This window comes from Nocardia sp. NBC_00508 (genome assembly GCF_036346875.1).
GTDB lineage: Bacteria > Actinomycetota > Actinomycetes > Mycobacteriales > Mycobacteriaceae > Nocardia.
This window is the reverse complement of sequence record NZ_CP107852.1, coordinates 6,906,413-6,919,179: the sequence shown is the minus strand read 5'-3', so window position 1 is coordinate 6,919,179 and position 12,767 is coordinate 6,906,413. Positions and strand designations below refer to the sequence as shown.

Annotated in this window: 14 protein-coding genes and 2 pseudogenes; 4 read left to right on the top strand and 12 right to left on the bottom strand. The window is 64.5% G+C overall.

What is annotated here, in order from left to right:
- Window positions 1-135: 135 nt before the first annotated feature.
- Window positions 136-1,128, top strand: coding sequence for a GlxA family transcriptional regulator (locus OHA40_RS31080; protein ID WP_330230374.1), 993 nt, complete (start codon window positions 136-138; stop codon window positions 1,126-1,128).
- Window positions 1,129-1,211: 83 nt separating this feature from the next.
- On the opposite strand, the gene OHA40_RS31075 is transcribed toward OHA40_RS31080, so the two are convergent.
- The 11 genes from OHA40_RS31075 to OHA40_RS31030 all read right to left on the bottom strand — a co-directional run bounded on the left by OHA40_RS31075 (window position 1,212) and on the right by OHA40_RS31030 (window position 10,665).
- On the bottom strand, window positions 1,212-1,550 hold the full coding sequence (locus tag OHA40_RS31075) for a hypothetical protein (protein ID WP_330230373.1): 339 nt from the start codon (window positions 1,548-1,550) through the stop codon (window positions 1,212-1,214).
- On the bottom strand, window positions 1,534-1,734 hold the full coding sequence (locus OHA40_RS31070; protein WP_330230372.1) for a hypothetical protein: 201 nt from the start codon (window positions 1,732-1,734) through the stop codon (window positions 1,534-1,536). Before OHA40_RS31070 ends, OHA40_RS31075 begins: the two co-directional genes overlap by 17 nt.
- Window positions 1,735-1,893: 159 nt before the next feature.
- Window positions 1,894-2,751 (bottom strand): SAM-dependent methyltransferase, encoded by an 858-nt coding sequence (locus OHA40_RS31065; RefSeq protein ID WP_330230371.1) that lies wholly within the window; start codon window positions 2,749-2,751, stop codon window positions 1,894-1,896.
- A gap of 180 nt (window positions 2,752-2,931) precedes the next feature.
- Complete coding sequence (locus OHA40_RS31060; RefSeq protein WP_330230370.1) at window positions 2,932-3,537, bottom strand: TetR/AcrR family transcriptional regulator; 606 nt, start codon at window positions 3,535-3,537, stop codon at window positions 2,932-2,934.
- 46 nt (window positions 3,538-3,583) lie between these two features.
- On the bottom strand, window positions 3,584-4,552 hold the full coding sequence (locus OHA40_RS31055; RefSeq protein ID WP_330230369.1) for a hypothetical protein: 969 nt from the start codon (window positions 4,550-4,552) through the stop codon (window positions 3,584-3,586).
- A 603-nt stretch (window positions 4,553-5,155) separates the two neighbouring features.
- Window positions 5,156-5,530, bottom strand: a complete 375-nt coding sequence (locus tag OHA40_RS34830; protein ID WP_442944087.1) for a bacterial transcriptional activator domain-containing protein — start codon at window positions 5,528-5,530, stop codon at window positions 5,156-5,158.
- 102 nt (window positions 5,531-5,632) lie between these two features.
- Window positions 5,633-6,139, bottom strand: a complete 507-nt coding sequence (locus OHA40_RS31050; protein ID WP_330230368.1) for a hypothetical protein — start codon at window positions 6,137-6,139, stop codon at window positions 5,633-5,635.
- Window positions 6,140-7,042: 903 nt separating this feature from the next.
- The gene (locus OHA40_RS31045; RefSeq protein WP_330230367.1) at window positions 7,043-8,290 is read right to left on the bottom strand and encodes a lipase family protein; all 1,248 of its coding nucleotides are present in this window, start codon (window positions 8,288-8,290) and stop codon (window positions 7,043-7,045) included.
- Between the two features lie 335 nt (window positions 8,291-8,625).
- Window positions 8,626-8,877 (bottom strand): hypothetical protein, encoded by a 252-nt coding sequence (locus OHA40_RS31040; RefSeq protein ID WP_330230366.1) that lies wholly within the window; start codon window positions 8,875-8,877, stop codon window positions 8,626-8,628.
- A 133-nt stretch (window positions 8,878-9,010) separates the two neighbouring features.
- Complete coding sequence (locus OHA40_RS31035) at window positions 9,011-9,967, bottom strand: MBL fold metallo-hydrolase (RefSeq protein ID WP_330230365.1); 957 nt, start codon at window positions 9,965-9,967, stop codon at window positions 9,011-9,013.
- Window positions 9,967-10,665 carry a TetR/AcrR family transcriptional regulator gene (locus OHA40_RS31030; RefSeq protein ID WP_330230364.1) on the bottom strand — a complete coding sequence of 233 codons (699 nt, stop codon included), beginning with the start codon at window positions 10,663-10,665 and terminating at the stop codon, window positions 9,967-9,969. Before OHA40_RS31030 ends, OHA40_RS31035 begins: the two co-directional genes overlap by 1 nt.
- 110 nt (window positions 10,666-10,775) lie before the next feature.
- Between OHA40_RS31030 and OHA40_RS31025 the strand changes: the two genes are divergently transcribed.
- The 3 genes and pseudogenes from OHA40_RS31025 to OHA40_RS31015 all read left to right on the top strand — a co-directional run.
- On the top strand, window positions 10,776-11,156 hold the full coding sequence (locus OHA40_RS31025; protein ID WP_330230363.1) for a hypothetical protein: 381 nt from the start codon (window positions 10,776-10,778) through the stop codon (window positions 11,154-11,156).
- A 147-nt stretch (window positions 11,157-11,303) separates the two neighbouring features.
- On the top strand, window positions 11,304-11,801 hold the full coding sequence (locus OHA40_RS31020; RefSeq protein WP_330230362.1) for a GNAT family N-acetyltransferase: 498 nt from the start codon (window positions 11,304-11,306) through the stop codon (window positions 11,799-11,801).
- Window positions 11,802-12,058: 257 nt separating this feature from the next.
- Window positions 12,059-12,169, top strand: a pseudogene (locus tag OHA40_RS31015) (group II intron maturase-specific domain-containing protein); the annotation flags it as partial.
- Window positions 12,170-12,483: 314 nt separating this feature from the next.
- On the opposite strand, the pseudogene OHA40_RS31010 reads toward OHA40_RS31015, so the two are convergent.
- A pseudogene (locus OHA40_RS31010) lies at window positions 12,484-12,671 on the bottom strand (transposase); the annotation flags it as partial.
- Window positions 12,672-12,767: the final 96 nt, after the last annotated feature.

The window sequence follows — 12,767 nt, the reverse complement described above, 5'->3', positions numbered from 1 at the left end:
ATTGCTTTGCGCTGCACGGCCGAGAAATAGTGGCTCTGGAACCAGGTGGTCTCAACATCAGGCGCCGATCATCGGTGGCGTAAGATATGAGCAACCATGAGCGGCGCAAACGGCACATCTGGTGCAATTTCCCACTTGGATATCGCGATCCTCGTTGTGGACGGGGTAGCCGACTTCAGTTTGGCCGCTCTGCTCGATGTGCTGGGTGTCGCGAACGTCTTGCGTGAGGAGCTCGATCCGCCGCCCATGCCGTGGCATGTCGGTACGGTGTCACTCGGCGAAAGGGTCCGCACCGGCCAGGGCCATATTGTGCCGACACTTCCGTTCCCCGATACTCCAGAGGAACTCGGCAGAATAATCGTGCCTGCGGTGAGCGTGATACGCCCGGAAGGGATCGTCGAAATGGTCTCGTCGCCGCCGATGCAGCCGGTCCTGGACCGAATAAGGCGCGCTTACGACAATGGGGCCCACCTTGCGGCGGCATGCACGGGGACCTTCTTCCTGGCCGAAGCGGGAGTGCTGGACGGCTCCACGGCAACGACCAGTTGGTGGCTCGGCCCGACCTTCCGTCAGCGATATCCGCGGGTCGATCTCGACGAGAAACAGCCGTTGTGCCAGGGCGACCACGTCACCACAGCAGCGGCTTCGCTGTTCCAGTTGGATCTGGCGTTATCACTGCTGAATGACCGGAGTCCCGCGCTTGCCCAACTGGTCGCCCGGTACTTGACAATAGGTAACCGGCAGACACAGGCGAACTTCCTCCTGCCAGACGTGGTGGCCAGGAGTAATCCCTTGATCGCCGAATTCGAGCGATGGGTCCGTGCTCATCTCGCCGAACACTTCCGAATCTCCTCTGTAGCAAGCGAACTGGGCCTAACGGAACGCACCCTGCAGCGTGCCACCCATGCCGAACTCGGTATGTCGCCCAAAGACTTTGTGGACGACATCCGCTTGGAGCACGCCGCGCAGCTGCTGCGGACAACGTCGCTGACTATCGACGCGGTGGCGAACAGGGTGGGCTATCTCAGCTCGAACCCTCTGCGCGAACTCGCTCGCCGCCGCCGGGGCATGTCGATCGCGGAAATGCGCGTCACCGGCCTCCCCGTGCTGACGTCATGGAATAGCTGAAACAACCTTCCCCGCACCTCGGGCACCACGACCTGCACGCACCTCGACCAGATGCCGCATAACGCCCGTTGGTTCGTCGGGGGTTATGCGGCGAGTGGGCGGGGTGCGTGCAGGTCGTGGCGGCCGAGCTTGTGTAGTAGGCGGTCGAGGTCGTTGCGGGTGAAGGTCCAGTCGAACGGGCGGGCGGTGACGTTGTAGTGGTTCCGGAAGGCCAGTAGCCGGTCGGCGGCGGCATCGAGATCGGCAAAGTCGTTGGGGCACAACGCTTTTCGCTGCACGATCGAGAAGTAGACCTCCACCTGATTCAACCACGACGCGTGCACCGGCAGGTGGATCATGTGCGCGTTGGGGTGGGCGTCGTTGAGCCGTTTCGCGGCAGCCCAGTTGCGGTGGGAGGCCCCGTTGTCAACGATCCAGAACACCCGCCGCGCACCTGGCATACGGTTCTTGGGTCATGATCTGGGCGGTGAGCCGGGAGAATGGTGCGATGCCGGTGGTGGGCTCGCAGCGGCCGATGACGTGGGCGCGGTGCACGTCGTGGGCGGCGAAGTAGGCGAGCGTGCCGCGGCGGCGGTATTCAGAAATCTGCCGACGACGAATTATCAAGTGCAGCAGGACGTTTCGCTGTCGAACCGGGCGCGACGCGCCGATAGAGCGCGAAGGCGGGACGTTCGTCTCCGACGATCGGAGACTCTGCGGTAGCGTGGCCGCGTCCTCGCCCATCCAAGGAGTGTGGGCGGCAGCGGTTGGCTCGGTTCGCGCCGTTCACTGCTGTGCGTGGCGCAGTCGCGCGGTGACCAGCCAGCCCTCGCCGCTGCCCTCCAGGGCATGGTCGAATGCTCGGGGGACGGGCCGGTGATAGGACCGGGCGAGTACGCGTATGTCGCGAACGGCGGACACCCAGCCGTGCCTGCCGAACCAGGCGCCGAGGTCGCCGACCGGGCCGCCGCGCCACAGTCGCACCAGTTCGTCCGATACGGCCGCCCGGGCTTGCCGCAGCAACGGTGAGTCCTCGGCATGATCGGCGGCCAGCTCGCACCCGGGCGCCGACAATGCGGTGATGCGTGCGATCAACTGGTCTGCCGCGTCGGCGGGCAACGCGTAGAGAATCCCCTCGAGTAGCCAAATCGTCGGCACGTCGGGACTGAACCCGGCGTCGCGCAAGGCTGTCGGCCAGTCGTCGAGAAGGTCCGCCGGGACCTCGATGTGCGCACATGCGGGACGCGCGCCGGTGCCCGTCAACGCGTCACGCTTGAACCGCAGCACATCACCGAAGTCGATCTCGAACACCCGGACATCACCGGGCCAGGCCAACCGGTAGGGGCGTGTGTCCAGTCCTGACGCCACCAGCACCACCTGCGTGCATGTGTCGCCGGCGGCATCGAGTATCACCTCGTCGAAGAATCTGGTGCGGATCGCGACCTGGTCGGCCATCAGCGCGGCGAAGTCGTAGCCACCTACCGGTGCCGCGGTGAGAAACCCGCCGGAGCCACCCGCCGCGTCCAGAAAGCACTGCGCATAGGGGTCGCTGAACAAGCGGTCGGGCCGGTCGTGTTCCAACGCCCGCAATGCCGCGACCCCCAGTGCCGTAGTTCCGATGCCGTGCAATGGCGTTGATTCCATGTCCAACCCTTTCATAAACAGAGTGCTCGTTCGTTTTAAATACTCGACTCATGCGCGGATCCTTGTCAATCAGAACGTTTGTTCTAAGTGCTGTGCGATGCGGGTGTGCGAGCTGCCGGATCATTGCGGTCGTGTTTCCCTGCGGGAGAGCCGGTTCCAGCTCGATGACGCGGGTAGCCGTCACTCGACCGCAGCGGCGGCGGGCAGCAGCGGGTACAGCCCTTTGGCGTAGGCCTTCGCGCCTACGCCGTCCAGCAGTGCCTGCTGGAACAGGAAGCCGGGGCCGACGGTCGTGAGCGTGCGGGCGATATCGGCAGGTTTGGCGGTGGGATCGACCAGTCCCTCCTGCTGGTATCGCTTGATCAGCCGTGTGAATGCGTTGTGCAGGGTCCGATAGTTCTCGGCGAGCAGTGCACCCAGGGTGGGATTGCGCACCGCTTCTGCCCACACCTGGACCACCAGTGCCGCGAAATCGCGGCGATTGTCCTGCTTGTCCAGCACGCCGAGCAAACGCTCCAGGACCTCGGCCAGCGGAGGCAACTCCGCGTCTGCGAGTACATCGTCGAAGTCGGCTGTGATCTCGGCCAGGACCTCTTCGACGATCGCGGCAACCAAGGCTTCCTTACTGGGGAAATAGCCGTAGACCGCACCGGCGGACAATCCTGACTCGGTGAAGATGTCCTGCATCGAGGTCGCGTGAAACCCCGACCGTGCGAAACAGCGCCGAGCTGCGTCAACGACCTGGCGTCGGCGCGCGTCGCGATAACCCTGAGTGAGACGTGGCATGACGTCATCATAGAGAACAAATGTTCCGTTTATGGGCTGGCCGGACTCAGGCGACGGAAACCGGTTCGGGCACCGAAGTATCGGCGGACCGGCCTGGACGCAGCGCTGCGACGGTGAGGACAGCAAGTGCGGTTGCCGTCCACGTCAACAGGACGAGTGTGGGTGCTAGGGCCGCGGCACCGTCGAAGAAGGCCACCGAACGCAGCAGCGACGCACCGGCACCCGGTGGCAGCAGCTGGCCGATCGTGCCCCAGGGGCGCGGCAGCATCTCCGGCCCGGTCGATGCCGCCGACAGCGGGTTGCCCAGCAGCAGGAAGGTCAGGCCCCCGATGCCCAGGCCGATCCGACCGGAGACGACACCGGCCGCCACGATCGTTGCCGATACCGCGACCGACACCAACCCGATGACACCCGCGAGAGCGAGATGCGGCCCGGGCAGCAGCGACAGGACTGTCGCGACGATCGCCGCGCTGGACAGCCCGGCGCCGGCCGCGTAGAGGCCGAGTCCGGCCAGGCGTGCTCCGATCGATGGCACGGCGAGGCTGAGCAGGTACCCGGCGGCCAGGCTGGAGACGACCAGTGGCAGCACCATCGCGGCGAAGCCGCCGCCACCTGCGTCATCGGGATCTGTCGGGACGACGTCTTCGATCAGCGGGACGGGGGCGCCCGACAACTGCTGCGCGATCCGGGTCAGTTGCTGCGCGACCGCCGGGCTGGCCGCCGACGCGATCAGCACCGTTGGCGCGCCACCGTCGGTGACGATCGCTCCGTATGCCTCCCGATCTGTGATCGCGGCATGTGCCGCCGCCGCGTCGACCACGGTCACAATGTCGAAAGCCTCGGCGTCGCGCGCTCGCAAGCCGTCCGCCATCGCCGCGGCGCCCGGCCCGGACACCGCGACAGGCAGGTCTCGCGGTGCGAGCTCGGACGCCGGCCACGCGAACGCGATCAGCATCACCGCTTGCAGCACGGTCGCGGCAACGGCCACCGCAATCGCCTGGTACCTGACTGTCATGAAGACACATCCTTAAACCGAACATCAATTCTGTTTGTTGGACACACCTTCGCAGTAGATCCAGCGTTTGTCAAGAACGAAGGTTCGTTTTATGTTGAATCCTCGCACTGCGGCGACTGCCCCCGTTCGAGTCGGATCATGTTGCGGGACTGGTGAGCCGCGAGAACGACGAATTTTCCTGTAGGTGTTGTGCAGCAATACATTTCACGTCATTCCGTACGGCACCCTGCCCAAGTTTGCGAAAAGTCGCGCTTAGAACTCGGTTCAGAATGAGTCGGCGGTGTCGGTTTGTCTTGCCGCGCAACATTTCTGAGACACGTGGGGTGGTTGATGAGGTTGTGGCAGATGAGCTGCGGGCGAGACTGGAGGCGTTGATTCCGGTGCAGCAACGGCGCTTTCGGTATCCGGGGCGCCGACGGATCGATGACCGCGCGGCGCTGGAAGGCGTCCTGCGATCTGCTCGCGGATCGCACCGCGCCACACCGGCGGTCGATGTCCCGTGAACGGCAAGGCGATCCTGGCGGTGCTGCTGTACGTCGCTCTGGTGGTGGCCGTGACCTGGCTGTTCGTCGCCGGGTGGGCTCATGGCGGCTACCTGTGAATTCATCCGGCCCGTTCGATGCGTTTCCAGAGTCGCAGTGCGCTTCGGCTCGGATCGACGCCGAGTTCGCGACGAATCGTTTCCAGATAGCGGGCGAGTTGTGACCGTGCGGCCACTACGTTGCCTTGCAGCAGACTGACCTCGGCGATCGCCGTGGACGCCGCCTCCGAGTAGGGATCCCGCTCCAGGACCGACAGAGCGATCGGGAGTGCTTTGTGAGGCAGGCCGCGGATCAGGTAAAGGCGCAGCAGGCGGCTCTCCGAATACCGGTGTGCGACCTCATGTTCCCTGCGACAGGAGTCGAAGGCGTCGTCGAAGGTGTTCTCCGGCAGGAAGATTCGTTCGTTGTAGTCCAGCAGCGCCTCGTACGACGCTATCGCTGCCTCGATGTCGCCGTGCGTCTCGGCGGCTTTTCCGGCAGCGTAGAGTTATTCGACCTCGACGACGTCGGTCCACCAGCAGTCGGCGAAGTCGAACCACTACCGGCCCTTGCCATCGGAGCGGATGAAGGTGGACGGCTGCCGGGCGGCCAAACCAGGCTCGAGCAGATGCCGTAGGTAATGCAGCGTCACATGCAGCCGATTCGGGTTGCTGCGCGAGCGACGGCCAGGCCAGAGCAGCTCATTCAGCTGCGGCGACTCGATGCGGACACCCTCGTTCAGCAGGAACCATTTCAGCAGCGTGCGGGCGCTCGTGCGCCCCAGCTCGGCCGCATCGTCGATCGGATCGCCGTCGCGCGAGATCTGGAACGGCCCGAAAAAGCGCGCCGCAAAGTGGTGTGTCGCGGCGGTCGGTCGGTCTCGAACCTCGTTCCGCGCGCGTGCATGCCGTTCCGGCATTTGGGCCTCCCCTCCCAGGCTGAGCCGCATCGAGCAACAGGGGGCGTCGTTGTCCCGGTAGCCGGCCCCGCCCGGATGCGTCGTGCCGATGGTTCCGGGGCCGAAACCGAGCTGTGTGGTCGGTTTACGAAGGCTCATCCCGGACACCGTGATCTTGGGCCGAGTCTAGTGAATACCCGGGAACTTTCGTGATCCTTCCGTGCGACGTAAGCGCACCGGAAGTGGCCGCCGTAATAGTGCTCAAGCGAGGAGGACCATGGCATCAGCGGCGCAATCCGTTGGCGCAGAGGGTAATCGGCCGAGCACCTCAAGGCGCGGCTGTGGCACTCGGCCGCGTGATCGGCCACCAGGAATGCGCGACCCGCTGGGCGGCCCGGGCGCGGCATGCGCGACCTGGACCCGTCGCACGACGCCGTCGAGCAAGGTCGCCTGCTGGTCGTCGACCTGCTGGGCGGATGGATGAGGCGACATTCACGAAAGTGCTGCGGCCCAGGCTGATCGGCGGACAGCTACTGCACCGGCTCTTCCGGAGTGGGACTCCGCGAAAACCGGGGTACATCATCTCAGGACACGCCGGGAGGATTCACTATCTCTCACGCACTCGACGGTGAGGGTGTGCAAGGCGCGGGTGAAGATCTCATTGGTGGTGCGGTAGCTGTTGCGCTCGTCCCGCAGTTCGCCGATACGCGCTTTCAGCTGCGCGACTTTTGTTGTGCAGCTTGGTTTCCCGCTCGGTTGTTCCCTCTCGGGCCCGGCGTAGGCGGCGACCGGCGGGCGAAGCGCGGGGCGCATGCGGCATGTGGTGCAAGGGAGTTGGTGCAGAAGGCGTTCCAGCCTACTGTTCGCGTGGTCAGTGCACGTATGTATATCGGGTGCGGGAGTGGAGGTCGACTAGTCGTGGCGGCCGACTGCCGAGACCGACGCTGGACCTCGTCGACTGATCTGTTGTCGCCGAGCTGCCCGCCGGAGAGTCGACCGCCACGTCCTGCGCCGTTGGAGCGCTTTCGCCCGGATTGAATCTCGCGTGCCACCGAGTGCGGGCCCGGCGCATCAGTTCATGCGGCGGTGGGGGTCGAACTCGGCGGTGACGCGGTCCACGAGCTTCTTGGCTTCGGGGCTGTCGTGGTCGGTGGGCAGCTCCACGGGCTGTCCGTTGATCGGGACGGTTACCGGCCGACGGTTCGCCAGTACCTTCCCGGCACCGTCGCCGAGCGGTGCACCGGCCGAGGCCAGGAGGCGGCCCATCACGGTATCGGCGCCGACCGGCGGGAGGGCTACGACGCCCTGCGGCCACTGGACGCCTTTGATTTCGAAGAACTCATGGTAGCCGCCTATGTGCTGGTACCCGACCTGTTGCAAGTACAATTCGTCTGGCGTCGAGCCTTGCGTTTGATTTATTTCTTTGTTGAACGTTCCTTGGAACACGCCGCTGGTGGGGTCGAAGTGTGCATATTGGCCTGATACGGACGCCTGCGTCTTGAGCAAGTCGAACACAATCTTCATACCATCGGGAGCAGGCTGGTTGTTCTTGGAGTAGAGAGCCTTGGCGCCATCGATGTCGGGCGGGTTCCACATGTGCGGGACGATGTCGAGGTCGTTGGCGTAGCGCTGCACTCGTTGCAGCCGTTGGGTGGTGTAGTTGACGAATTCCTGATTGCAGAAACTCGGTCCGGCGGTCGAGAGCACACTGATTCTGGCTTTCTCGGAATTGTCCCATAGCCACTGGGTGTCGCGCAGGAACAGGGCCAGCGTGGGTGATAGGGCACCGCCGAGGCTGTGGCCGGTGACGGTCAGGTCGATCGCCTTGTCGCCGAGCGTGCTCAGGAACTCGGGCAAAGTGTGACCGGCACCGGGACGGGGGCCGGAAGGTTTGAGACTTATGAGGGTTTTCACCCCGATGGCCGTGCCGATCGTGTGCAGGGCGGCGCTATTCGCGAACCACGGCGTCTGGAGAATGAAGGAGTCCTCGACGAGCCAGTCGAACACCAGTGCGTCGGTGCTGCCGGCCATGGCGATCACGTACCGGGAGCGATCCTCGATGCTTCGCACCATGTACAGGGCGTTGACCGCGTACAAGTCGGTGTCGAACAGCGCGACTCCGGGACCCCAGACGATCTCCCACCCTCCGATGACCTCCTGGTTGGTGTCGAGATACTGCTGGATCTTCTGATAGAGCGTCCCCTCCAGGTCGCTGTCTTCTTTGCTGATGCTGTTGACCAGATTCGCGTACTCGCACAGCTGGTATGTGATCTTGTCTTGCAGAGTCGGCTCGTTGATCGTCGTGGATTGTGCAGTCATGTACCGCTCCTTACCGTATGAGTTTCATCCGAAACAGAGAGGAGAAAGCGGTGACGCGAATTCACACGGGACAGATCATCCCGGACAGGTAGCTGTGGATACGAGTCCAGAAGAGAGCGTACGAACAATTGATCGAGTTGCGCTTCACACCTTTCGGATGATGCACGGAGCACCGTCTACGAGCACCGCACGGTAGGTCCCGCGTGGCCACCTGGAAACTGCCGGGGCTCTACAGCGGCCTGATGTCGGCGGCTTGCTCGCTTGGGCTGTCCGGCCCGCAGATCCGTATGGCGCCGACCTCGCGCAGATCGGCGAGCGTGCCGGTCAAGCCATTTTCACCGTGATCTCCGGCCGATCAGAGCTGCCACTTCGCTCCGGATGAGGTCGCAAGGGCGGCCTTCTCCGTCGGGGCTGGCGGCGCGAAACCCGCCGACTCGGGCTTCGCGGCGGCGGTCGGCGATGTGCCGTGTGTCGGGGAAATCATCACCGGCGTCAATGCCTGTCGACCGGAGCACCTGTAGCTGAAAGTTGGGGGAGATGTCAGGCCAGATGCCGCGAATCTGGCCTTCGGAGGTCGCTTTGATCATGTCGGCCCGCAATGACTTTCACCGGAATCGGAATGCCGCGACGTCGGCGGCGAGGTCGTCGCCGACGAACGAGTCGGCGAATGCGGCTGGGGTCGACCCGCGACATGACGCCCACACCATGTGCGCGCGTGGATCATCGGACCAACGCTGCGCGGATGCCGTCCAGCCACCGGTAGGTGAGTAGGATGTTCAGTCGATGCAGCGAGGCCGCCAACCTGCGGAATGGCTCGGTGGCGGGCAGTTCGATATCCCAGGTGGGCAACTCGTCGTAGAGTTCCTCGACCGGAGTACCCGACTCGTGGGCGGAGGCGACCGCGGCCGCGAGGTGTTCACAGTAGGAGATAAGGCCCGATATGCCGGGTTCGGCGTCGCCGAGGAAACCGTGCCCCGGCACCAGGGTATCCAGCGGAAGGATGGCCCGCATGGTGCGCAATGTCCGGGCGTAGCCGAGCGGATCGCCGATCAACATCATCGGGACGACCCCGGCAGGCATAGCAAAGTTGCCGGTCCAGGCCACCCTGGCATCGGGGACGTAAACGATGGTGTCGCCGGACCCGTTGCCCGGCCCCAGGTGCCACAAGTGCACGACACGGCCACCGAGATCGATCTCGCAGAACCGGTCGAACACCACGTCCGGACGCCGCCAGGTGCGCACGGTCTCGAGTGAATCGTCGCCGTACATGCTCTCGGTTCGTATTCGCTTCTCCGCCGCGAGATCGGTCATCGCGGCCTTGTTCAAGCGCGAGGAGAAGATCGTCACCTCATCGGCGAACGCAGCGTTGCCGAAAGTGTGATCGCCGTGGAATGTGGTGTTGGCCAGGTATCTGATCGGTTTGCCGGTCAGCTCGGCGGCCACGTCCTGAATGTGACGGCCGATCCCAGGGGTGATTCCGGAATCCACGACCAGCGCCGCGTTCTCGCCCACGATCAGTCCGTTGTTGTCTTTGGGGAACTGGTTGGCCATCAATGCCCAGGCGCCCTCGCCGACTTCACGCGGCTGCAGGCGCAGACCTGCGGGACTGAGATTCGGCGCGACGAAATCGGCTGGCCTTTCGTCGAATTCGGTGACGACAGGCAGGTGGCAGTACATCAGTTGATCCTCTCGGGGGTGATGACACATTTCAGGAAGAACGACACGTGGTCCTCGACCAGCGCGCGGGCCGCCGCCAGGTCGGAATCACCGGTGTCAGCACGCAAGTGCAGCAGGCGGGGAATCTGCAACGGCGCGAACAGTTCCCAGACCAATTGCCGAGCCGGGATATCGGAGCGAACGAGACCGTCGCGCTGCCACTGCAGGAACGGTTCCTGTAGCCGATCGCGGGCCGCTTCGATCGCGAGCGCCAAGCCGCCGGGCCCGCCGTCGCCGGTGCCGTCGCGCAGCAGCACGCTCAGGAAGCGCCGCGCCCTCGGCTCGGACCAGCCGTCCATCACCCGGGCGACCAATTCCGGCACCGCGTTACGCGGACCAGCCGCACACAGCGAAGCCACGTCGATTCCCAGCGCCTCGAACGATGCCGGCCCTGCTTCTTCGAACAGTGCGTCGTAGATCGCCTGCTTGCTCGCGAAGTGCCCGTAGATCGCGCTGTCACGCACCCCGGTATCGGCGGCGATCTGCCGCACGGTCGTCGCCGCAAAGCCTTGGCGGGCAAACCGATCCAACGCCGCACCCAGCAATAGGTCACGGGTGGCGGGACCGCCGCTCTTGGGCGGACGGCCGCGTGGCCTGGTCTGAGAAGTCTCCGTCACCACATTATTTAATAAGCGCTCACTCAATTTTGTCAACCACACGTCCGCTAATGTGGCCCCGTCGTCGCAGCAGCCTGACGTGTGGCGCCTCGCATGCGCATCGCCGACCGGCACGAACGCACCAAGACCACCGGCAAGGAGCCGCGACAGTCGTGACCGACCAGGACGAACGTGACGCGATCATCGCCGCCATGGAACGGCTCTTCGCCGGAACGCCACTGCGGTCCTCCGGCAACCTCGACATCATCAGCCTGGCCGAGGAATCAGGGCTGAAGCGAAACAAGCTGACCCACAAGCACACCGACCTCAAAGACCGTTTCTACGCCGAACGTCGAGCACGTGAAGGAACAACCGACCGGGAAGCCAAGCTGCACAACGAAATCGCGCGACTCAAAGTGCGCATCGACGAACTCCGGGAAGAGCGCGACAACTACCGCACCGCCAACGAGGTCTTCGCCCGCGCCCTGAACGCTCTCACCATCGAAACGACAACCTACGGCGCGCCACCAGCCGGTCGCGAACCACACACCTGACAGTCATCGATACCCACCGGCACCACCCAGCCGACTGATCATCCGGGTCCTCCCAAACGACATCTCGGCCGCCACGACTTCACCACCCGCACAACACCACTACCGGCAACACCGCGAAAGTCCGGGGAAGTTCACGAGCACGCTTGCGTGAGGTGCTCGCTCCTTCGACCGGACCCCGCCCAGCGGGCGCGACTCGAAGAGATCCACGACAACCTCGAAGATCATCACGTCGTCGGCGGCGACGCCGAGCGGCGGGCGGCCGTGCACCGCGCTGGCTGGTCCGACTTCGGCTCCCGCCTCACCACAGAGAGCTACCGCAACGTCATGGCCGCCTACCCCTACCGGGAGCAGACCGACCTCGTTGTCCTCGCACCCGACGGCGAGTGGGTGGCCTCGGCACTGGGCTGGTACGACGATGTCAACAAGGTCGGTCTCGTCGAGCCGGTTTCCTGCGCTCCAGCGTTCAGAGGCTGCGGTCTGGCCAAAGCAGTCAACATCGCCCTCCTACACACATTCCGATCCCTCGGGGCGACCCAGTCGGCGATCCTGCCCCGCGGCGACCAGGCATATCCCGCGCCAGCGCACCTATATCAGTCCATCGGCTACCAGCCCGGCCCCCGCACCCTGCACTACACGCGGAACTGATCCATCCTGCGTGCCGCACAGCCCGCGTTCGTCAGCCACGACCAGTACCGATCTACACATCGGCCAGCCCCACGACAACCCAGCAGCAGTTTTAGTTCAGAGAACGCGACGGGTTCGACTTCCTCGGTTTCCGCATCCAGTGGAAACGCAAACGGGGAACACGGACGTGGTTCGTCTACACGTTCATCGCTGATCGCCCGTTCCGGGCGGTGAAGGCGAAGAGCCGTGCCCTGACACATCGAGTCAGCCAAGCAGACATGGGCGCGGTGGTCGGCAGGATCAACCAGATCCGGCGTGGCTGGACGACCTATTTCCGGCACGCCGTATGCAGTCACACGCTCGACCGGCTGCGCTACTTCGTGAACTGGCGGCTCATCCCCTGGTTACGGAAACGGCACCGCTGGAGATGGCGAACGTTCCGCCGCAAGTTCACCACCCCGACCGGGCTGTGGCTTCCGATCGCAGCAGACGGGATCGAATTGTTCAATCCGGCATCGGTGACGGTCCGCCGCTACCGATACCGCGGAAACCGAATCCCCAACCCGTTCCTGCGGCTGAAAACAGCCGGACGGCACCCGATCGTGGAGAGCCCGGTGCGTCGAGAGGCGCACGCCGGGTTCGGCGAGCGGCTCGGGGAACCGGAGCGGCAGCAATACCGACACCGCGCCCCGGGCCGACTCAACCACCTCATCGCCCATCGTGCCTTGCCGCGCCCGGTGGGATCGAGGGATCGGGTCACCAGATACAAGCATTTCAGGGCCGCTTGTTCGCTGGGGAAGTGGCGCGGGCGCGGATCGCGCGCCGGTAGCGGGCATTGAGCGACTCGATTTCATCCGTGGAGCAGATCACTCGCCGGATCTCGACGTCGTACAGGCTGTTGCAGAATCACTGGGGGCTGCTGGCGTGGGCGCGGCAAATCGGACCGACACCGCGGCGGATCCGGGGCTCGTAGGCGCCACGTGGTGG

Excerpts from the sequence above, each read along its gene's own strand:
- OHA40_RS31045 (WP_330230367.1), bottom strand. The coding sequence starts at position 8,290 with ATGACTGCACAATCCACGACGATCAACGAGCCGACTCTGCAAGACAAG.
- OHA40_RS31055 (WP_330230369.1), bottom strand. The coding sequence starts at position 4,552 with ATGACAGTCAGGTACCAGGCGATTGCGGTGGCCGTTGCCGCGACCGTG.
- OHA40_RS31060 (WP_330230370.1), bottom strand. The coding sequence starts at position 3,537 with ATGCCACGTCTCACTCAGGGTTATCGCGACGCGCGCCGACGCCAGGTC.
- OHA40_RS31065 (WP_330230371.1), bottom strand. The coding sequence starts at position 2,751 with ATGGAATCAACGCCATTGCACGGCATCGGAACTACGGCACTGGGGGTC.
- OHA40_RS31035 (WP_330230365.1), bottom strand. The coding sequence starts at position 9,967 with ATGTACTGCCACCTGCCTGTCGTCACCGAATTCGACGAAAGGCCAGCC.
- OHA40_RS31040 (WP_330230366.1), bottom strand. The coding sequence starts at position 8,877 with ATGATCAAAGCGACCTCCGAAGGCCAGATTCGCGGCATCTGGCCTGAC.